General features: G+C 67.9%; 20 protein-coding genes. 8 read left to right on the top strand and 12 right to left on the bottom strand.

All coding sequences use genetic code 11. From position 1 onward, the window contains the following. The first annotated feature begins 21 nt into the window (after positions 1-21). Positions 22-1,437 carry a WS/DGAT/MGAT family O-acyltransferase gene (locus tag A5732_RS15785; protein WP_171975040.1) on the top strand — a complete coding sequence of 472 codons (1,416 nt, stop codon included), beginning with the start codon at positions 22-24 and terminating at the stop codon, positions 1,435-1,437. Here A5732_RS15785 and purQ read toward each other — a convergent pair. The 3 genes from purQ to A5732_RS15770 all read right to left on the bottom strand — a co-directional run bounded on the left by purQ (position 1,404) and on the right by A5732_RS15770 (position 3,111). Then, on the bottom strand, positions 1,404-2,078 hold the full coding sequence (gene purQ / locus A5732_RS15780; RefSeq protein ID WP_065051886.1) for a phosphoribosylformylglycinamidine synthase subunit PurQ: 675 nt from the start codon (positions 2,076-2,078) through the stop codon (positions 1,404-1,406). The genes A5732_RS15785 and purQ overlap by 34 nt on opposite strands. Beyond that, entirely contained in the window at positions 2,075-2,314 is a 240-nt protein-coding gene (purS, locus tag A5732_RS15775) for a phosphoribosylformylglycinamidine synthase subunit PurS (RefSeq protein WP_064951331.1), read from the bottom strand. Before purS ends, purQ begins: the two co-directional genes overlap by 4 nt. Positions 2,315-2,376: 62 nt before the next feature. Then, a complete protein-coding gene (locus A5732_RS15770; RefSeq protein WP_216351584.1) occupies positions 2,377-3,111 on the bottom strand; it encodes an ATPase in 735 nt (244 codons plus the stop codon). On the opposite strand from A5732_RS15770, the gene A5732_RS15765 reads away from it, so the two are divergent. Next, positions 3,088-3,726, top strand: coding sequence for an MBL fold metallo-hydrolase (locus A5732_RS15765; protein WP_076102717.1), 639 nt, complete (start codon positions 3,088-3,090; stop codon positions 3,724-3,726). The genes A5732_RS15770 and A5732_RS15765 overlap by 24 nt on opposite strands. A gap of 23 nt (positions 3,727-3,749) precedes the next feature. On the opposite strand, the gene A5732_RS15760 is transcribed toward A5732_RS15765, so the two are convergent. Continuing rightward, positions 3,750-5,417, bottom strand: a complete 1,668-nt coding sequence (locus A5732_RS15760) for an FAD-binding dehydrogenase (protein ID WP_076102716.1) — start codon at positions 5,415-5,417, stop codon at positions 3,750-3,752. Positions 5,418-5,464: 47 nt separating this feature from the next. Continuing rightward, positions 5,465-6,169, bottom strand: a complete 705-nt coding sequence (locus tag A5732_RS15755) for a DUF2334 domain-containing protein (protein ID WP_064951335.1) — start codon at positions 6,167-6,169, stop codon at positions 5,465-5,467. 150 nt (positions 6,170-6,319) lie between these two features. On the opposite strand from A5732_RS15755, the gene A5732_RS15750 reads away from it, so the two are divergent. Beyond that, entirely contained in the window at positions 6,320-7,939 is a 1,620-nt protein-coding gene (locus A5732_RS15750; RefSeq protein WP_249266814.1) for a DHA2 family efflux MFS transporter permease subunit, read from the top strand. 140 nt (positions 7,940-8,079) lie between these two features. Beyond that, positions 8,080-9,693 carry a DHA2 family efflux MFS transporter permease subunit gene (locus A5732_RS15745; RefSeq protein WP_064951337.1) on the top strand — a complete coding sequence of 538 codons (1,614 nt, stop codon included), beginning with the start codon at positions 8,080-8,082 and terminating at the stop codon, positions 9,691-9,693. 5 nt (positions 9,694-9,698) lie between these two features. Here the strand turns inward: A5732_RS15745 and A5732_RS15740 are convergent, their stop codons facing one another. Beyond that, positions 9,699-10,262 (bottom strand): TetR/AcrR family transcriptional regulator, encoded by a 564-nt coding sequence (locus A5732_RS15740; RefSeq protein WP_076102715.1) that lies wholly within the window; start codon positions 10,260-10,262, stop codon positions 9,699-9,701. Positions 10,263-10,354: 92 nt separating this feature from the next. Between A5732_RS15740 and A5732_RS15735 the strand changes: the two genes are divergently transcribed. Next, positions 10,355-10,801, top strand: coding sequence for a DoxX family protein (locus A5732_RS15735; RefSeq protein WP_076054958.1), 447 nt, complete (start codon positions 10,355-10,357; stop codon positions 10,799-10,801). On the opposite strand, the gene A5732_RS15730 is transcribed toward A5732_RS15735, so the two are convergent. Both A5732_RS15730 and A5732_RS15725 read right to left on the bottom strand, forming a co-directional pair. Beyond that, positions 10,730-12,892 (bottom strand): S9 family peptidase, encoded by a 2,163-nt coding sequence (locus A5732_RS15730; RefSeq protein WP_076102714.1) that lies wholly within the window; start codon positions 12,890-12,892, stop codon positions 10,730-10,732. The genes A5732_RS15735 and A5732_RS15730 overlap by 72 nt on opposite strands. Further along, positions 12,889-13,779 carry a phosphoribosylaminoimidazolesuccinocarboxamide synthase gene (locus tag A5732_RS15725; RefSeq protein ID WP_076054962.1) on the bottom strand — a complete coding sequence of 297 codons (891 nt, stop codon included), beginning with the start codon at positions 13,777-13,779 and terminating at the stop codon, positions 12,889-12,891. The genes A5732_RS15730 and A5732_RS15725 overlap by 4 nt, the downstream gene beginning before the upstream one ends. Before the next feature lie 52 nt (positions 13,780-13,831). Here A5732_RS15725 and A5732_RS15720 point away from each other — a divergent pair, with 52 nt between their 5' ends. Continuing rightward, positions 13,832-14,452, top strand: coding sequence for a hypothetical protein (locus A5732_RS15720; RefSeq protein WP_076102713.1), 621 nt, complete (start codon positions 13,832-13,834; stop codon positions 14,450-14,452). Here the strand turns inward: A5732_RS15720 and A5732_RS15715 are convergent. From A5732_RS15715 to purB, 3 genes are read right to left on the bottom strand one after another with little or no spacing between them, the layout of a single operon-like run. After that, positions 14,417-15,439, bottom strand: coding sequence for a tellurite resistance/C4-dicarboxylate transporter family protein (locus A5732_RS15715; protein WP_076102712.1), 1,023 nt, complete (start codon positions 15,437-15,439; stop codon positions 14,417-14,419). The two genes, A5732_RS15720 and A5732_RS15715, sit on opposite strands and share 36 nt — an antisense overlap. Continuing rightward, on the bottom strand, positions 15,436-16,692 hold the full coding sequence (locus tag A5732_RS15710; protein WP_076102711.1) for a cytochrome P450: 1,257 nt from the start codon (positions 16,690-16,692) through the stop codon (positions 15,436-15,438). The genes A5732_RS15715 and A5732_RS15710 overlap by 4 nt, the downstream gene beginning before the upstream one ends. Beyond that, positions 16,689-18,107 carry an adenylosuccinate lyase gene (gene purB, locus A5732_RS15705; protein WP_076102710.1) on the bottom strand — a complete coding sequence of 473 codons (1,419 nt, stop codon included), beginning with the start codon at positions 18,105-18,107 and terminating at the stop codon, positions 16,689-16,691. Before purB ends, A5732_RS15710 begins: the two co-directional genes overlap by 4 nt. A 49-nt stretch (positions 18,108-18,156) precedes the next feature. On the opposite strand from purB, the gene A5732_RS15700 reads away from it, so the two are divergent. After that, the gene (locus A5732_RS15700) at positions 18,157-18,933 is read left to right on the top strand and encodes a DUF429 domain-containing protein (RefSeq protein ID WP_076054972.1); all 777 of its coding nucleotides are present in this window, start codon (positions 18,157-18,159) and stop codon (positions 18,931-18,933) included. Here A5732_RS15700 and A5732_RS15695 read toward each other — a convergent pair. After that, on the bottom strand, positions 18,912-19,529 hold the full coding sequence (locus A5732_RS15695; RefSeq protein ID WP_065051913.1) for a TetR/AcrR family transcriptional regulator: 618 nt from the start codon (positions 19,527-19,529) through the stop codon (positions 18,912-18,914). The genes A5732_RS15700 and A5732_RS15695 overlap by 22 nt on opposite strands. Before the next feature lie 61 nt (positions 19,530-19,590). On the opposite strand from A5732_RS15695, the gene A5732_RS15690 reads away from it, so the two are divergent. Further along, positions 19,591-20,508 carry an alpha/beta hydrolase-fold protein gene (locus A5732_RS15690; protein WP_076055026.1) on the top strand — a complete coding sequence of 306 codons (918 nt, stop codon included), beginning with the start codon at positions 19,591-19,593 and terminating at the stop codon, positions 20,506-20,508. The last annotated feature ends 7 nt before the right edge of the window (positions 20,509-20,515 follow it).

The raw sequence follows: 20,515 nt of genomic DNA, 5'->3' as shown, positions 1-20,515 counted from the left end.
CGGGGCCGCTGGAGGTGGCGTGTGAAAAGACTCAACGGCATGGACGCGATGCTGCTCTACAGCGAGACGCCCAACCTGCACACGCACACGCTGAAGGTGGCCATCATCGACCCCGCCGACGTCGACGGCGAATTCGGGTTCGAGGCGTTCCGTCGCCATGTGCGCCGGCGGCTCCATCTGCTAGAACCGTTGCGCTACAGGCTCGTTGACATTCCCTGGCATTTACATCACCCCATGTGGCAGGAGAACTGCGACGTCGACCTCGACTACCACCTGCGACGGGTACAGGTGCCCGCGCCGGGTGGCCGGCGCGAGCTCGACCAGGTGATCGGCGACGTGGCGTCCACCCCGCTGGACCGCAGTCGCCCGCTGTGGGAGTTCCATTTCGCCGAGGGGCTGGCCGGTGGCCGATTCGCCTTGATCGGCAAGGTTCACCATGCGCTGGCCGACGGTGTCGCATCGGTCAATCTGCTGGCCCGCGCGATGGATCTGCGCGACGGGAACACCGACGAGCGCGACAACGACGAGGCCGGTGTCACCACGTCCAAGGCCGACCTGTTGCGCGCCGCGGCGCGCGACCACGTCCGGCAGATCGGTGAACTGCCCAGGCTGGTCAAGGACGCCGCCGTCGGCATGATGCGGGTGCGCCGCCGGTCGAAAGAGCGCGGGGCGCACCCCGACCTGGCCGAGGCGTTCGACGCACCGCCGACGTTCCTCAACCATCTCGTCTCGCCGCGGCGCTGGTTCGCCAGCACATCGTTGTCGCTGCCGGAGGTCAAAGCGACGGCAAAGGCGTTGGGCATCACCGTGAACGATGTGGTGCTGGCCATGGCGACCGGCGGGCTGCGGACGCTGTTGCTGGCGTATGACGGCGCGGCCGAGCGCCCGATCATCGCCTCGGTGCCGACGGCCACCGACAAGTCGGACCGGGTCACCGGCAATGAGATCAGCGGGCTGATGATCTCGCTGCCGGTCCATGTCGCCGACCCCAAGGAGCGGGCCCGGCTGGTCGCCCTGGCCACCAAGATCGCCAAGGAAGACCACGAGGTCCTCGGCCCGGAGCTGTACGGGAAAATGATGGCCTACCTGCCGACCGCCTTCGCGCCCGCCGCATTTCGTTGGCTGGGCCTGCGCGACGCGCCGAACAAACTGATGAACGTCGCGGTGTCCAGTGTGGTGGGGCCGCGCGAGCGCGGCCACTTCGGCGGCGCGGCCGTCAGCGAGATCTATTCCACCGGCGTGCTGTCGCCGGGCGCCCCGGTCAACATCACCGTGTGGAGTTACGTGGACCGACTCGGCGTCGCGGTGCTCACCGACGACCGGACGTTCAACGACCCGCACGAGGCGACGGACGCCATCGCCGCGTCATTCGCCGAATTACGCGATGCCGCAGGCGTTTCCGATCAACCGGCGAGCACGCCGTCCAGCACCGAATAGAACAGGCCCAGGCCGTCGTCGGAGGGCCCGGTCAGTGCCTCGATGGCGTGCTCGGGATGCGGCATCAGGCCCACCACGCGGCCGTTGGCGGAACTGACCCCGGCGATGTCGTGTAGCGACCCGTTGGCGTTCTCGTGGTACCGGAACACCACCCGCCCCTCGCCCTCGAGCTCCTCGATCACCTCGGCCGGCGCCACGTAGCGTCCCTCGCCAGATTTCAGTGGAACCAGCAGATCGGCGTCGGGCTCGAATCGCGACGTCCACGCGGTCGAGGTCGAGGCCACCCTCAGCCACACGTCGCGGCAGATGAAGTGCAGGCCCACGTTGCGGGTCAGCGCCCCGGGCAGCAGGCCGGCCTCGCAGAGCACCTGAAAACCGTTGCAGATTCCCAACACTGGCATGCCGCGGCGGGCGGCCTCGACCACCTCGGCCATCACCGGGGCGAACCTGGCGATCGCACCGGCTCGCAGGTAGTCGCCGTAGGAGAAGCCGCCGGGCACCACCACGGCGTCCACACTCCGCAGATCGGCGTCGGCGTGCCACAGGTTGACCGCCTCGGCACCGACGCGCCGCGCCGCGCGGGCGGCGTCCACGTCGTCGAGTGTGCCGGGGAAGGTGATGATCCCGATGCGAGCCGTCACTGCGCCTCCCGGCTGATCGTCCAGTCTTCGATCACGGTGTTCGCCAACAACGATTCCGCGATCTCGGCGAGCGCCGAATCGTCCACGCTGTCGTCCACTTCGAGCTCAAAGCGCTTGCCTTGCCGAACTTCTGAGATTCCCGGATGTCCGAGGCGACCCAGTGCGCCCACAATCGCTTGACCTTGCGGGTCGAGAATCTCCGCTTTGGGCATCACGCTCACGATCACCCGGGCCACCGGCGCTCCTCCTCAGTTGGCGTTTTCGGCGCCAACTCTACCGGCGAACGCGCAGCTCGGGGTTACGGGCACGAGGCAATGTAGGCGTCGCACAGGGGGGCGCTCATGGCATTGAGCACCGGATCGTCGGCCATCGCCGGCCAGGCCGTCTGCGGCGGGGCCGTCGACCACAGCGTGACCTCGCTGATCGTGCTGCTGGCAGGGTGGGCGAACAGATAGGTGCGCATCACCACCGGGCCGCTGATCACGGCGGCCATCCGATTGGATTCGTCGGTGGTCAACGACGGTGACTGCTGCGGCGCACGCTGCTGGCAGGCGCGTAGCGCGGCGACGGCGTTGTTGAACGCCGTGGTCGCGATCGCGCCACCGTGCGAGGTTTCACCGCGCCAGTGCAGGACCTGGGCCTGCAGTTGCCATTGCCCGTCGGGATGCTGCACCGTCGCGCGGGCCGCGACGGCGGAGTCGCGGGGATCCTGGGGTGGCGCCGGCGCGGCGCACAGCTCCTCGAACCGGAACCGCGGGCCGGGCGACGAACCGGTGGTCTGCACGGCCTGGCCGGCCAGCGCGGGCCAGTGGTACACGCCGTCCAGCGGGACGGCGTGCTGATCGATCCACGCGGTGTTCGGGATCCGGTCGCACAGCCCCGGGCAAGTCTCCGGCTCGGCGTGCGCAGGAACGACGATGATCAGAGCAACTGCGAAACTGCCGGCGACCAGCATCGTGGCCAAAATCACGCGCATCGCCAGCTTGTCCATCAAGGCACAATCGTAGATATGCAACTGACGCATTTCGGCCATTCGTGCTTACTTGCCGAATTCGACCACACCCGCGTGCTCTTTGACCCCGGTACCTTCGCGCACGGATTCGAGGGAATCACCGGCTTGACCGCCATCTTGATCACCCATCAGCATCCCGACCATGTCGACGCCGAACGGCTGCCGGCATTGCTCGAGGGTAACCCGGATGCGGCGCTGTACGCCGACCCGCAGACCACCGCGCAACTCGGCGCGCCCTGCCGCGAGGTGCACGTCGGCGATGAGCTGCACATCGGTGAACTGACGGTTCGCGCGGTCGGCGGCAAACACGCGGTCATCCACCCGGAAATCCCTGTGATAGAGAACATTTCGTTTCTGGTGGGCGATGCCGACCATCGCGCCCGGCTGATGCATCCCGGTGACGCGCTCTTCGTGCCCGACGAGCCGGTGGACGTGTTGGCGACCCCGGCGGCCGCGCCGTGGATGAAGGTGTCCGAGGCGGTCGACTACCTGCGTGCGGTGGCCCCGCAGCGCGCCGTTCCCATTCACCAGGGGATCATCGCCCCGGATGCGCGGGGCATCTACTACGGACGCCTGACCGAGATGACCAGCACCGACTTCCAGGTGCTGCCCGAGGAAGACGCCGTCACGTTCTAGCGGCCGGTTGGCCTCGGACGCGGCTAGGTGATGTCGTCGGCGGCACCGCGTCCTGCCGCGCGGCCGGAGAAGATGCAGCCGCCCAGGAAGGTGCCCTCCAGGGCGCGGTAGCCGTGCACACCGCCGCCGCCGAACCCGGCCACCTCGCCGGCGGCGTATAGACCGCTCAGCGGCGTGCCGTCGGCCTTCAACACCCGTGAGGCAAGGTCGGTTTCGATGCCGCCCAACGTTTTTCTGGTCAGGATGTGCAGCTTGACCGCGATCATCGGCCCCGCCTTCGGATCGGTCAGCCGATGCGGCGCCACCACCCGGCCCAGCCGGTCGCCCAGATAGTTGCGCGCCGCTCGGATCGCCGTGATCTGGCCGTCCTTGCTGAACTTGTTGGCCACTTCCCGATCCCGGGCGGTGACCTCGGCCTCCACCGTGGCGTAATCCAGCGGCTGCACGTCGGGCAGCTTGTTCATCGCGGTTACCAGGTCGCGCAGCGAGTTCGCGCTGACGAAGTCCACACCCCGGTCGACAAACGCCTGCACCGGCCCCGGCGGCCCGGAACGCGCCCGGTTTCGCAGCAGCTCGCGGATGCTCTGGCCGGTCAGGTCGGGATTCTGCTCCTGCCCGGACAGCGCGAACTCCTTCTCAATGATCTTGGCGTTCAACACAAACCAGGTGTAGTCGAACCCCGATTTGGTGATGTACTCCAAGGTGCCCAGCGTGTCGAAACCGGGGTAGAGCGGGACCGGTAGCCGCTTGCCGCTCGCGTCCAGCCACAGCGACGACGGACCCGGAATGATCCGGATCCCGTGCAGCGGCCAGATCGGGTCGTAGTTTGTGATGCCCTCGGTGTAGTGCCACATCCGGTCGGGGTTGATCACCCGCGCGCCGGCCCGCTGCGAGATGGCGATCATCCGGCCGTCGACGTGGGCCGGCACCCCGCTCAGCAGTTGCTCGGGAACGCGGCCCATGCGCTTCGACCAATTCTTGCGCACCAGTTCATGATTGGCGCCGATGCCGCCGCTCGTCACGATCACCGCGTCGGCGCGAAACTCAAACTGCCCTATCGCTTTTCGCGATGACGCGACTCCCCTGGGCGTGGCCGAGGGCTCCAGCACGGTGCCCCGGACGCCGGTCACCCCCTCGCCCTCGACGATCAGCTCGTCGACCTGGTGGCGGTGCGCGAACCGCACCGATGAACGGTCGCGCAGTTGACGGGCGAAGATATCGACCAGCGCGGGCCCGGTGCCCCAGGTGATGTGGAAGCGGGGAACCGAATTGCCGTGTCCCTGTGCGTCATAGCCGCCACGCTCGGCCCAGCCCACCAGCGGGAAGAGCTTGAGCCCCCGCGAGCGCAGCCAGGTGCGTTTCTCCCCGGCGGCGAAATCGACGTAGGCGTGCGCCCATTGGCGCGGCCAGTAGTCCTCGGGACGGTCGAAGGCCGCCGTGCCGAGCCAATCCTGCAGCGCGAGTTCATGGCTGTCGCGGATACCCAACCGGCGCTGCTCGGGGCTGTCGACGAAGAACAGGCCGCCGAAGGACCAGAAGGCCTGCCCGCCCAGGTTGGCGCTGTTCTCCTGATCGACGATGAGCACCCGTAAGCCGCGGTCCACCAGTTCGCAGGCGGCGACCAGGCCGGCCAGGCCCGCCCCGACGACGATGGCATCAGCGTCGAACCCCGCAGCCGAAGAATCGCTCATGTCGGACCAGGGTAGTGCCCCGACGAGCAGGTCAGACAGTCGCTTCGTCAGGCGGCGTCGAGCACCGCTTTGGCCGGCTCCCAGCGATACACGGTGGGTGTGCAGGCGTGCATCAAGGCCAGGTCAACCGCGTCCAGCATGGCCTGTAGCGGCCCGGGCTTGCGCAGGTGACGAGCCGCGACCGCAACCCGCACGACGCCGCCCCGGCGAGCGATCCGCTCGGCGGACAGCACCACCATCCGGCACCACCACGGCTCGGTGAGGAAGCCTTCGCCGATGCCGAGGACGCGTGCGCGGACGGTGTTGTGGCGGACCAGGTCGGTGATCCCGTGCAGATCCGCCAGCAAGCGGAATCCGTTGTCCGGCAATGCCTTGACAACACCGGGTGACACCACCCAGCCGGGCGCCGCGAACAGCCGGGTACGCAGCCCGAGGTGCTCGAGCACGCGGTCGGCGGCCATCAACCGCAGGTTGGCCTCGTGCGCCCGCAGGATCGCGAATTCGCCGCGGCGCTTCTTGGTGGCTGCGTCGTCGTAGCCGTGCAGCACGATGGCGTCGCCACCGGCGCGGCGGGTGGTCAGCCAGTCGACGGTTTGCGGGTCGTGGTCGAGCCGGTAGTCACCGGACAGGCGGGGAGCCACCAGCAACGACACCGGTACCTTGCGGGCATCCATTTTCGCGCAGAACGCCTCGACGTCGGGAAGGGTGTGTTCACCGATCCCCGAGACCGAGACGATCAATTTTCCAGACACACCAGCAGTTTGCCGATCCCAAGTGTCGGAACGGTGAAGGACACGCAGACAGCAGGCGTATATGCGCGCGACCAAGCGCGATAACTGATTTCGGCGGGTCTCATACCTGGGCAGTGCACATCGAGCGCCAGCCGATGTGATCAGTTCGATATGCTAAGCAACGCCATGGATGAGGCCTCGTACGCAGCGGCCAAAACGCCGCTGCCCCACGCCCCCACCGGGCAGCCGGGTGTCGAGGAACGGGAATATCCCGACAAGCTCGATGCCGCGCTGTTGCGGATCTCCGGCGTGTGCATCTTGGCCACCGTGATGGCGATCTTGGACGTCACGGTCGTCAGCGTCGCGCAACGCACGTTCATCGACCAATTCGCGTCCTCACAGGCCGTCGTGGCCTGGACGATGACCGGCTACACGCTCGCCCTGGCGACGGTGATCCCGATAACCGGGTGGGCGGCCGACCGGTTCGGCACCAAACGGCTCTTCATGGGTTCCGTGGTGGCGTTCATATTGGGCTCGCTGCTGTGTGCGATCGCGGCAAACATCGTGCAGCTCATTGCCTTTCGCGTGGTGCAGGGTATCGGCGGCGGCATGCTGCTGCCGTTGGGATTCATGATCTTGACCCGAGAAGCGGGCCCGGGACGGCTCGGGCGCCTGATGTCGATCTTGAGCATCCCGATGCTGCTCGCCCCGATCGGCGGGCCGATCCTGGGTGGCTGGCTGATCGACACCTCGAGCTGGCGGTGGATCTTTCTGATCAATGTGCCGATCGGGTTTCTCACCATCGCGCTGGCCGCCGTCATCTTCCCGCGGGATCACCCGGCCCGGTCGGAAACCTTCGACGCCGTCGGCGTGCTGCTGCTCTCGCCGGGCCTGGCGACGTTCTTGTTCGCGGTGTCCTCCATCCCGGGCCGCGGCACGGTGGCCGACCGCCACGTGGTGATACCGGCGGCGATCGGGCTGGCGTTGATCGCGGGCTTCGTCGCGCACGCGTGGCATCACGCCGACCATCCGCTGATAGACCTGCGGTTGTTCCGCAACCCCGTGCTCACGCACGCCAACGTGACGATGCTGGTGTTCGCCGGCGCATTTTTCGGCGCCGGCCTGCTGCTCCCGAGTTACTTCCAGCAGGTGCTGCACCAGACGCCGATGCAGGCGGGCGTGCACCTGATCCCCCAGGGGCTGGGCGCCATGCTGACCATGCGGCTCACCGGGCCGCTGGTGGACAGGCAGGGCCCCGGCAAGATCGTGCTGGTCGGGATCGCGCTGATCACCGCCGGCCTGAGCGCCTTCGCCTTCGGGGTTGCGACCCAGGCCCACTACCTGCCCATCCTGCTGGTCGGCCTGGCGATCATGGGCCTGGGCATGGGCTGCACGATGATGCCGCTGTCGGTCGCCTCCGTGCAGGCGCTGGCGCCCCATCAGATCGCCCGGGGAACGACGCTGATGAGCGTCAGCCACCAGGTGGGCGGCTCGATGGGAACCGCGCTGATGTCGATGATCCTGACGAACCAGTTCAATCGGAGCCCCGACATCGTGGCGGCAAACAAGCTCGCCGCCCTGCACCAGAAGGCGGCCGCCGACGGAGTGCCCGTCGATCCGTCGGCGATACCCCAGCAGTCGCTTGCCCCCGGGTTTGCGAGCAATGTGGTGCACGATCTTTCGCACGCGTATACCGCGGTATTTGTGATTGCCGTCGTGCTGGTGGTGTGCACCTTCATTCCGGCGTGGTTTTTGCCGAAAAAGCCTGCGAGCGAAACGGCCGGCGAATAACATAATCACCCGGTAACCGCGCGACCAGGCCGTTTGTCGGTTCAGCGAGGGAGCAAGACGCAATCTCCGCCGTGCGAATTACACGCGTGGGAATAAGCGAATACGAGTAAAAACCCTTCTGCCGGGGCAACCCTGTGGATATGCTCAGCGGCGCCATGCAGAAGACCCGCTCCGCAGCTTTGAGTGTCCCGTTGCCCACCGCCCCGGGATCGTCGCTGCGCGCCGAGGAATACCCCGAGAAGCTGGACGCGGCCCTGTTCAGGATCGCCGGGGTATGTGGCCTGGCCTGCATCATGGCCGTGCTGGACAGCACCGTCGTCGCCGTCGCACAGCGCACCTTCATCGAGCAGTTCGGGTCCACCCAGGCCATCGTTTCGTGGACGATCGCCGGCTACATGCTCGCGTTCGCCACCGTGATCCCGATTACCGGATGGGCGGCGGATCGGTTCGGCACCAAGCGCCTGTTCATGGGTTCGGTGCTGATCTTCACGCTGGGATCGCTGCTGTGCGCGATCGCGCCAAACATACTGTTGCTCATCCTGTTTCGGATAGTCCAGGGCGTCGGCGGCGGCATGCTGTTGCCGCTGAGTTTCGTGATCCTGACGCGCGAGGCGGGACCGAAGCGGGTCGGCCGCCTGATGGCGGTGGGCGGGATCCCGATTCTGCTGGGCCCCATCGGCGGGCCGATCCTGGGTGGCTGGCTGATCGGCGCCTACGGCTGGAAGTGGATCTTCCTGATCAACCTGCCGATCGGGCTGACGGCCTTCGCCCTCGCGGCGATCATGTTCCCGAAGGACCGTTCGGCCCCGTCGGAGGCGCTCGACATCACCGGCGCGCTGCTCCTCTCCCCTGGTGTGGCGATCTTCTTGTGCGGAGTGTGTTCCATCCCGGGGCGGCACACGATCGCCGACCGCTATGTGTTGGTCCCGGCCCTCCTCGGCCTGGGCCTGATCGCCGCGTTCATCCTGCACGCCTGGTATCGCACCGATCACCCCCTGATCGACCTGCGATTGTTCCGGAACCCGGTGGTCACCCAGGTCAACGTGACGCTGCTGGTATTCGGCGCCGCCTCGGTCGGCACCGGCCTGCTGGTGCCGAGTTTCTTCCAGATCGTCGGCCACGAGACGCCGATGCAGTCCGGTCTGCACATGCTGCCGATCGGGATCGGCGCGGTGCTGACCATGCCGCTCGGCGGAGCCTTCATGGACAAGCGCGGGCCCGGCAACATCGTGCTGATCGGGCTGCCACTCATGGCGGTGGGGCTGGGTGTCTTCACCTACGGCGTCGCCAGGCAGGCCGCGTATTCACCGGTCCTGGTGACCGGGCTGGCGATCATGGGCCTGGGCATCGGCCTCACCACCACGCCGCTGTCCGCGGCGCTCATGCAGGCGCTGGCCCCGCATCAGGTTGCCCGCGGGACGACGCTGATCAGCGTCAATCAGCAGGTTGGCGGGTCGATCGGGGCCGCGCTCATGGCGGTGATCCTGACCAATCAGTTCAACCGCAACGAGGCCCTGATGGCGGCCAACGAGATGGGCGGGGTGCGCCCGGGCGCCGGCAAGCACGGCCTGCCGGCCGATCCGTCCGCCGTCCCGCGTCAGCCGCTTGCCCCCGATCTGGCCAGCCACGTCTCGCACCACCTGGCGCACGCCTATACCGCGGTGTTCGTGCTGGCCGTCGTGCTGGTGGCGTTCACCATCATCCCGGCATCGTTCTTGCCCAAGAAGCCGCCGAGCCAGCCCGCCGGCGAATAGCGCGATCACCCGGCGAACAGCATCCGCGCGATCCGTCGCACCGTCTCCATCGGGTCGGTAGCCCTGACCTGATCGTTGACGGCGTCGTTGAGCCACAGCGTCGCAAAACCGTGCACCAGCGACCACGCCGCCAACTCGGCGCCGCCGGGGTCGGCGCGGGCGTCGGGGTCCTGCAGCGTCGCCACCCCGCGAGAAAGCTCCGCGGCGGCGGCGGCCTCCGCGGCCGCCAGTTCCGCGTCTGACGCATCGAGCAGCGACTCGTCGAACATGACCCGGTAGTGACCCGGGTGGTCGATGGCGAATCGCACATACGCGACTGCGGCGTCGACGAAGTCGCCCCGGGCATCGGCCAGGGCCTGTGCCAACAGGGCGAAGCCCTCTGCGGCCAGCGAGGTGAACAGGCCCCGGCGATCCGTGAAGTGGTGCGCCGGCGCGGCGTGGGAGACGCCCGCGGACCGGGCCAGTTCGCGCAGTGAGACGCCGTCGGCGCCGCGCTCGGCCACCAGCCGCGCGGCCTCGGCCAGGATCACCGCGCGCAGGTGGCCGTGGTGGTAGGTCTGCCGGCTCATGGGCCCAGCATACCGGCAATCTTGACAGCGACTAGATACAGGGTTAGCTTTACCCGTGAGGATCTTGTCATCGTCTAGATTAGGAGGTCGCGATGGCGCCCTTGATCGCCCTGCTGGTGGGCAGCGTCCTCGCGCGGGCCGTCGGCTGGCTCGGCGTGGCCTACGTCGGCAACTGGACGGCGGCCATCGCCGTCGGGCTGGCCGCGATGTTCGTGCTGACGGGCGTCGCGCATTTCGCCCCGCCGATGCGCGCCGATCTGGTCGCGATCGTTCCGCCCCGGCTGCCCGCGCCCGGCTTGCTGGTCACCCTGACCGGGGTGCTGGAGTTGCTGGGGGCGGCCGGATTGCTGTTGCCGGCCACCCGGGTGCCCGCCGCGGTGTGCCTCCTGTTGCTGATGCTGGCCATGTTCCCGGCCAACATCTATGCGTCCCGGATGCCCGATCCGCCGAAATCGATGACGACCCGGCTACCGCTGCGGATCGGCGCCGAGATCGTCTTCCTGGCCGCCGCCGTAGCGGTCGCCGTCGGCGGCCGCTAACAGCCACGCGTATTGGAAGGCGGCTTCCTCCCAGCCCTTGTAGCGGCCACTGACGCCGCCGTGTCCGGCGTTCATCTGGGTCTTCAACAGGACCGGACTGCCCTCGCCGTTGGCGTGGCGAAGCGCCGCGACCCACTTGGCCGGCTCCACGTAGTAGACCCTTGTATCGTTCAGCGACGTCATAGCCAAGATCGCCGGATACCGCTTGGCTTCGACATTCTCGTACGGGGAATAGGACTTCATGTAGGAGTAGACATCCTTGTCAGCCAAGGGATTTCCCCATTCGTCCCACTCGGTGACGGTCAGCGGCAACGAGGGATCCAAGATGGTGGTCAGCGGGTCGACGAAGGGAACCTGCGCGAGAATTCCGGCGAAGAGCTCCGGTGCCAGGTTGGCCACCGCCCCCATCAGCAGTCCGCCGGCGCTACCGCCCAGCGCCACCAGCTGACGCGGCCGGGTGACGCCGGAATCCACCAAATGCCGTGCAACCGCGACGAAGTCGGTGAACGTGTTCCTCTTCTCCAGCAGCTTGCCGTGCTCGTACCACAGCCGGCCCATCTCACCGCCGCCACGCACGTGGGCGATCGCGAACACCATGCCGCGGTCCAGCAGCGACAACCGGGCGATGGAGAAGCTCGGGTCGGTGCACAGCTCGTAGGCGCCGTAGCCGTAAAGCAATGCGGGCGCCGGAAACTCGATGCCGGCGCGGTGCACGATGGACACCGGGATCCTGGTGCCGTCGTCGGCGACCGCCCAGTCACGCCGTTCCACATAATCCTCGGGCCGGTAACCGCCGAGTACGGGCTGCTCGCGCAGCAAGGTGCGTTCGCCGGTGGCGAGGTCGATGTCGTAGACCCGCGCCGGAACGACCAGCGATCCCGCCCTGATCCGCAGCTTGGGCGCCTCCCAGTTGGGATTGCCGGCCGGGCCGGCCGTCATCAGCTCGGAGTCGAACGAAATCTCTTCGGGCTGACCATATGTGCCGTCGGCGTTGATGGGCCACAACTGCATCCGGGGCAGCGCCTCGCGCCGGTAGCTGACGACCAGGAGGCCGGCGAAAGCGTCGACGGCGTCGAGCCGGACGTCGTCGCGGTGCGGAATCAGGGTGCGCTGCTGTGTCGGATCGCTGATCGGCGCCTCGGTGAGGGTGAAGTTGACCGCGCCATCGTTGTGCAGGATCAAGAACCGGTCCTGCCCCCCGATGACCGCGTGCTCGACCGCGTACTCGACGCCCTCGCGGCGTGGCAGCACGACGGTGAACTGTGCCTGCGGGTCGGCGGCGTCGGCGTAGCGGTACTCGGAGGTGATCGAGGATCCCGAGGCGATGAAGACGTAGGCCTCGCTGCGGGTGAGTCCCACACCGAGCCAATACTTTTCGTCCTCTTCGTGATAGACCAGCTCAGCCTCTTCGCCGGAGCCCACCCGATACCGCCACACTTTGTCGGGGCGGTGCGCGTCGTCCAGGGTCAGGTAATACACGGTCCGGTTGTCGGCGGCCCACGTCGCCCCCCCGCCGATGTCGGCGATCTCGTCGGGAAACAGCTCGCCGGTGCGTAAGTCCTTGAACCGCAATGTGTAACGCTCGTCGCCGAGGATGTCGACCGAGTACGCCAGCAGGTTCCCGTCGAGGCTCACCGTCGCGGCCCCCAGGGAGAAGAATTCGTGCCCCTCGGCCTCGGCATTGGAATCGAGCAGGATCTGCTCGCCCGCGATCTCGGTGTTCTCGTCCAGCGTCGGCGGGTCCCAGTCGTCGGGCCCGCTTATCGGACAACGGCATTGGATGCGGTATTGCTTGCCCTCGTAGGTGCGCGCGTAGTACCACCACTCGCCCTGGCGGGTGGGCACCGAAAGATCCGTCTCCTTGGTGCGCGCCTTGATCTCGTCGAAGATCTGCTGCCGCAGCGGTTCGAGGTGCGCGGTCATCTGATCGACGTAGGCGTTCTCCGCCTCGAGGTAGGCGATGACTTCGGGGTTGGTCTTTTCGCGCAGCCACTCGTACGGGTCGACGAAGACGTCGCCGTGGTGCTCACGCCGACTCTCCACCCGCTTGGCGACGGGGGGCACCGAGCCGTCCAGGTGCGTTTCGGTCATGCGCTGGGGCCGATCCAGTCGTTGAAGTTCAGGCCGGAAATGCGTTCGTACGCATCGATATAGCGGTCGCGGGTGGCGGCGATGATGTGCTCGGGCAGTGGCGGCGGGGGTTGTGAGCCGTGGCGGTCCCAGCCGGACTCGGGCCCGGTCAGCCAGTTGCGGACGAACTGCTTGTCGAAGCTGTTCTGGACGACGCCGACCTGGTACTCGTCGGCCGGCCAGTACCGCGAAGAATCCGGCGTGAAGATTTCGTCGGCGAGCAGCAGGTTGCCGTCACGGTCGGTGCCGAACTCGAATTTGGTGTCCGCGATGATGATTCCCTTCCGGAGCGCGTGATCGGCGGCCTGCACGTAGATCTGTAAGGTGCGATCGCGCAGTTGGTTGGCGGGCACGGCACCGACCATCTCGATCACCCGGGCGAAGGGGATGTTCTCGTCGTGGTCGCCCAGTGCGGCTTTCGTCGCGGGGGTGAACAGCGGTTCGGCGAACCTGCTGGCCTCGACCAGTCCCGGCGGTAGCGCGATGCCGCAGACCGTTCCGGTCGCCTGGTAGTCCAGCAATCCCGAACCGGTCAGATAGCCGCGCGCCACACATTCCACCGGAAGCATCTCCAGCTGGCGCACCACCAGCGCGCGGCCCAGCACCTCGTCGGGGATGCGTGGATCGTCGGGCGGTCCGGCCAAATGGTTGGGGGCGTCGACGAGGCCGAAGAAGAAGACGCTCATCGCGGTGAGGATGCGGCCCTTGTCCGGGATGGTGCTGTCCAGGACGAAGTCGTACGCCGAGATCCGGTCGGTGGCGACGAGCAGCAGGTGTTCGTCGTCGACGCGATACAGCTCACGGACCTTGCCGCTGGCCAGATGCTGGTAGTCGGACAGTGCAGGCATCCGGTCAGCCTATCGGGCACCTGCAAACGCGGTTTGTGCTGGGATCGGGGCTATGACCCTGCGGTTTCTGCCCTACTCCACCAGGCCCGGCCGCCTGGCCGTCCAGCTGTTCAGCGACTTGGCCGTCGTCATCTGGACGGTGCTCTGGCTGCTCGTCGGGCTGGCCGTCTACGACGCCATCGCCACCATCGCCGACGCGGGCCGGCAGGTGGAGAGTGGCGCGAAGGGAATCGCGGGCAACCTCGAGTCCGCCGGCCACGGCGCCCAGCACATCCCGGTGGTGGGCGACACGGTCAGCAAGCCGCTCAACTCCGCCAGCCACGCCGCGCTGGACATCGCCGGCGCCGGCCACGATCTGGACAGCGCGGCGACCTGGCTCGCGGTGCTGCTCGCGATGGCCGTCGTTGCGGTACCGATCCTCATCGCGGCGCTGCCGTGGTTTTTTCTGCGGCTGCGATTCTTTCGGCGCAAGTTGACGGTGACCGCCCTGGCCGCGACCCCGGCCGGCGCGCAATTGCTCGCGCTGCGCGCGCTGACCAACCGCCCGCCGCGAAAGCTGATGGCCGTCGGCGCGGATCCGGTCGGCGGGTGGCGCCGTGAGGACCCGGCCACCATCGGCGCCCTGGTCGCGCTCGAACTACGGTCGGCCGGCATCGCGCTGCGCGGGAGCTAGCAGCAGCGCCCGCGCCACCAACAGCAGCCCGGCGATGACCACAATGAGCCAGGCGGCCAACGCATCCCAGAAGAACACCAGCGAGACGGTGAGCAGCGGGTGCTGGCCGAGCTCGACCGCCATGGCGAAGCTGGCTGCCGAGTACATGCCCAGCGGAAACACGAACGCCCACCACACACCGGTGAATTGCAGCATGTTGGGGTGCCGCCTGATGCGGTGCAGCGCAAAGTAGATCAGCGGCGGTATCCACAGGGTGGCCGTCACCCAGGTCACGATGCTGAGCGCGCGCACCGGACCGGCCAGCCAGGCCGGGGCCACGGCGTGGATGTTGTCGCCGGCCAGCGTGGCAATCGCCATGGCGCCCATCAGGATCCAGGTGTCGGGTTCGAAGCCGTCGCGGTCCTGGCGTTCGTTGACGACACGCCAGAGGGTCAGCCACGTCATCAGGCCGTAAATGCACAGCGCCGCCACCCACCCGGCCACGGCCACCGCCAGCCACCAGTGATGACCGGTCTGCCGCGCCGCCCGGGCGATCACGATCGCCAACCCGGAAGTGCCCACGCTGCCCAGCTGCCAGGGGCCGTGCGCGCGGTCGCGCAGCTCTGTCCACCGGTGTGCCAACATGTTTCGCGCGCTGAACAGGATCAGCACCAGCCAGGACGCCAGGGCGACCGCGCCGAGCACCCGCGCCACCCAGACGTTGGACGACAAGCGCGTGTCGATCACCGCGCAGGCGGCGACGAAAGTGATCAGGCGCAGGGTGACGTCGGGATCGGTCAGATCCCACCCCAACTTCTGGCCGGGCATGGCGACCTTCGCGACGACCAGACCAACCAGAAGCAGCAGCCCGACGGTGGCGATGACGCCCATCGTGTCGCTGATCAACCGGTATCCGTGATCGTGCGCGCCGATCGACAAGATTCCCGTCGCCATCACCGCGGCGAACACATCGGGTGAGGGCTCGACATCGGCGAACCGGATCGTCACGGTTGTTCGTGTAGCTGCACGACGAGGTGCCGAATGCCGGTGTGCCGATTGCTGCGGGCCCATTCGACCGGACGGACGACTTGGACCCGGCCGAACCGGGACAGCAGTTCCTCGAACAAGACCCGTAGCTCCAGCCGGGCCAGGTTGGCGCCCAGGCAATAGTGCACACCCTGGCCGAACCCCAGATGCGGGTTGGGCTTTCGGGCGATATCGAACACGTCGGCGTTCTCGAAAACGCCGGGGTCGCGATTCGCCGAGCCTTCCCAGATCTGTATCTTCTGTCCGGCCTCGATCGACTGCCCGCCCAGCGTGACGTCGCGAGTGGCGGTGCGGCGCTTGGAGGGCGACGGCGACGTCCACCGCACCATCTCCTCGACGGCCGTGGGGAGCGCGTCGAGATCGCCGCGCACTGACCGCAATTGGCGCGGGTGGTTGGCCAGCGCCAGCAGACCGCCCGCGACGGCGTTGCGGGTGGTCTCCGCGCCGGCGCTGAACAACAGGCTGAAGAACAGGTACAGTTCGAGGTCGGACAGGGCCGATCCGTCGTCGCCGTCGGGGCCGTCCAGCATCGCGTTCGCCACCACCGACAACATGTCGTCGGTGGGGTTGTCCCGCTTGGCCGCGATCAGCTGCTGACCGTACTCATACATCCGCGAGCCGGCCTCTTCGACCGACAGCTGCGACAGCGCGGCCTTGCGCGAGCCGCCGAAATCGAATTGCGGCTCGATCGCCTCGAACAACCAATGCCGTTCGGATTCAGGCACTCCCAGCAGGATGCAGATCATCTGCATCGGCAATTCGGCGGCGATGTCGACCAAGAAGTCGAACGGCTCGCCGGGCACCACCGCGTCCAGGAGCCGGCGCGCCCGGGCCCGCAGGTCGTCCTCGACCAGCCGGATCATCCTCGGCGTCAGCCCCGAACTGACCAGCCGCCGGATCTGCGAATGCCGCGGATCGTCCATCATGTTGAGCACCTGGCCCGCGATGGCCAGGTCCTGCAACAGTGTGCCGCCATACGGTCGCGGGCCACCGGTAACCGAGGAATACGTCACCGGATCCTTAAGCACCTCAAGCGTTTCCGCGTAGGTGGCCACCGACCAGAACCCTTCGCCGTCCGGGGTGTTGTCGGTCGGTGCATGCCAGTACACCGGCGCCTCACGGCGATGGATCGCGAACAGATCGTGCGGAAAGCCGTTGGCGAAGTTGTCCAGATCGGTGAAGTCGATCTCCGCGAGCGCGCCGGCCAGCGTCACAGGATCGCACCCGGGGCGTACTTGGCCGCGTCCGGGTAGCGGTTCACCAGCGCGTCCACCTGCGCGGCCACCTCGTCGACCTGGTCACCGGCGGCCCCGGTGAACGCCTTCTTGTCGGCAAGCGCGGCGTCGAGCGCCGCCCGGTCCAGCGGCAACCGCTCGTCGGCCGCCAGCCGCTCCAGCAGGTCGGGCTCGGCGCCGTGTTCGCGCATGGCGAGCGCGGTGGCCACCGCGTGTTCGCGGATCACGTGATGCGCGGCCTCGCGTCCGAGGCCGGCGCGCACCGCGGCGATCAACACCTTGGTGGTGGCCAGGAACGGCAGGTAGCGGTCCAGCTCGCGACTGATCACCGCCGGATAGGCGCCGAACTCGTCGAGCACCGTCAGGAAGGTCTCGATCTGCCCGTCGATGGCAAAGAAGCTGTCCGGCAACGCCACTCGGCGCACCACCGAACAGAACACGTCGCCCTCGTTCCACTGCGCGCCCGCCAGTTCGGCGGCCATCGAGGCGTAACCGCGCAACACGACCTGCAAGCCGTTGACCCGTTCGCAGCTGCGCGTGTTCATCTTGTGCGGCATGGCCGAGGAGCCGACCTGTCCGGGCGCGAATCCCTCGGTGACCAGTTCGTGCCCGGCCATCAGCCGGATGGTGTGGGCCATCGACGACGGCCCGGCGCCCAGCTGCACCAGCGCCGAGAGCACGTCGTGGTCCAGCGAACGCGGGTACACCTGCCCGACGCTGGTCAATACCGTTGCGAATCCCAGGAATTCGGCGACGCGCCGCTCGAGGTCGGCGAGCTTGGCCGCGTCACCGTCCAGCAGGTCGAGCATGTCCTGCGAGGTGCCCATCGGGCCCTTGATGCCGCGCAGCGGGTAGCGGTCGATCAGCTCCCGCAGCCTGGTCAACGCGATCAGCGTCTCCTGCGCCGCCGAGGCGAACCTCTTGCCCAACGTGGTGGCCTGCGCGGCGACGTTGTGGCTGCGTCCGGCCATCACCAGGTCGCGGTAGGCCACGGCCCGCTCGGCGAGCCGCGCGGCGACCGCCACGCCGTGACCGAAAACCAGTTCCAGCGAGCGCCGGATCTGCAGTTGCTCCACGTTCTCGGTCAGGTCGCGACTGGTCATGCCCTTGTGCACGTGCTCGTGACCGGCCAGCGCATTGAATTCCTCGATGCGCGCCTTCACGTCGTGGCGCAGCACCCGTTCTCGGTCGGCGATCGACGCCAGGTCGACGTCCTCGATCACCCGCTCGTAGTCGGCGATGGCTTCGGACGGCACCGAGACGCCCAGTTCCGCCTGCGCGCGCAGCACCGCCAGCCACAGCCGCCTCTCGGCGACGACCTTTGCCTCCGGCGACCAGATCGCGACCATCTCGGCACTGGCGTAGCGAGTGGCCAGCACATTCGGAATGCTCACTTGGTCCTCACGAACACACAGCTTACGGTCGCGGTCATAGCCTATGCGGATGTACTTCGCCGGCGTCGACCTCGCCTGGGCGGGTCGCAATCCGACCGGCGTCGCGGTCGTCGACTCGGGCGGCGCTCTGGTGAGCGTGTGCGCGGTCCGCGACGACGACGAGATCCTGGCCGCGTTGGAACCGTATGTGCGGGGCGATTGCCTGGTCGCCTTCGATGCGCCCCTGGTGGTGACCAACCCGACCGGCCAGCGTCCCGCCGAGACCGCGCTCAACCGCGATTTCCGCAGATATGAGGCCGGTGCCCACCCCTGCAACACCGGAAAGCCCGAGTTCGCCGACGGCCCGCGCGCGGGCCGGCTGGCCGCCGCTCTGGGCCTGGACCTGGATCCCCGATCGCCGGCGGCCCGGCGCGCCATCGAGGTCTACCCGCACGCGGCGACCGTCGCGCTGTTCCGCCTGGAGCGGACCCTGAAATACAAGGCGAAGCCCGGGCGCACGGTGGACGGGCTCAAATCCGAGATGTTGCTGTTGATGGACGGCGTCGAGCGGCTGGCGCAGGCCCCGGTGCCGCTCCGGGTGGCCGGGCACGCTGGCTGGGTCGCGCTGCGCCGTGCCGTCGCGGCCGCGCAGCGCAAAAGCGAGCTGCGGCGCGCGGAGGATCCGGTCGACGCCGTGGTGTGCGCCTATGTGGCGTTGTATGCGCAGCGCAGCCCCGGGAACGTGACGATCTACGGCGACCCGGACACCGGGCATATCGTGACGCCGTCGCTGCCGGCAGATCGGAGTCCGGGCGTAGCGGTCGGTCAGATCTGCACGGGCCGCTGATCGATGGGCGCGAGCACCTCGATGAGGTCCACCACCGCGCCTTGCGCGGCGGCGCGCGGATCCCGACCCTCCACCAGGGCCGACACCACCGAACCGTCGACCGCGCAGATCAACGTGCACACCAGTTCGATGTGCACCGAACGGCCCGAGCGCTCGATGGCCTCGGCGATCGCCTCGGCGCGCTGGCGCAGGCTGCGGCGCATGGTCTCCTGCAGCGCGGGCAGCCGGGTGCACGCGATGTGCCGCTCGTACCGCGAGATCAGCTGATCGGTTCGGCCCGGGCCGGACACGTCGCCCACGAGCAGATCGGCCAGCACCTCGGCGATGGTCTCCGGTCCCCGACGCCGCCGCGACAAGCCGCTGACCCGCGACCGCAACTGCGCCACCTCGATCATCGCGATGTGTTCGACGGCGCGCGCGATCAGATCGTCTAGGGAGGAAAAGTAATAAGTGGTGGACGCCAGCGGCAATCCGGCCCGCCGAGCAACCGCCCGGTGCCGCACCGCTTCGAAGCCGCCCTCGGACAGCAGCTCGGCGGCGGCGCTGACGAGCGCGTACCGCCGACGTTCTCCTTTTGGAGTAACCGCTGCAGTCACGAGTAGCCATCGTGCCAGCAAAAGTGGTACTGCATTGCCATTTCGGCCAAACGGCCAGGGCATAATGGCCCGCATGCCCGACTTGAGCCGACGCGCCCTGCTTGGCCTCGGCGCCAGCGCGGCTATGGGGGCGGTGGGTGCCTACGGGCTCGACATCCTGTTAGATCCCCGCACATCTCACGCGATGCCGGGATCAACCGCCAGTACAGGTATGCCGTTGGCGCCGCCGCCAAACCCGCCCCGCGACCCGGCTCCCCCGGCGGCGGCCGCGCCGACGATGGTGACCGGTTCCTTCCTCTCCGCCGCGCGCGGTGGGGTGAACACCAGCTGGGCGATCGCGCGTCCACCGGGCCAGACGAAGCCGCTGCGCCCCGTGATCGCGCTGCACGGCAAGGGCAGTGACGCGTCCACCGTGATGGCGGGCGGCGTAGAACACGGTCTGGCGCAGGCCGTCGATGCCGGACTGCCACCGTTCGCCGTGGTCGCCGTCGACGGCGGTGGCGGCTATTGGCACAAGCGGTCGTCCGGTGAGGACAGTGGCGCCATGGTGCTCGACGAGCTCATCCCGATGCTGGGCAACCAGAATCTGGACACTTCACGGGTGGCGTTCCTGGGCTGGTCGATGGGCGGCTACGGCGCATTGCTGCTGGGCGGCCGGCTGGGACCGGCCCGCACCGCGGCGATCTGCGCGGTAAGCCCGGCGCTGTGGATGTCCTCGGGTGCGGCCGCGCCCGGAGCCTTCGACGGGCCGGACGACTTCGCGGCGAACTCCGTGTTCGGCATGCCCGCCCTGGCCTCGATCCCCATCCGGATCGATTGCGGCGACAGCGATCCCTTTTACGCCGCGACAAAGCAATTCATCGCGCAACTGCCCAATCCGCCGGCCGGTGGCTTCTCGCCCGGTGGCCACGACGGGGCATTTTGGAGCTCGCAGTTGCCCGCCGAGCTCACCTGGATGGCACCGCTGCTGACGGCGTGACGAGTTA

Source organism: Mycobacterium colombiense (assembly GCF_001953985.1).
Lineage (GTDB): Bacteria > Actinomycetota > Actinomycetes > Mycobacteriales > Mycobacteriaceae > Mycobacterium > Mycobacterium colombiense_B.
Note: the sequence above shows the minus strand (reverse complement) of the source record. Positions and strands in the feature narration are given on the sequence as shown.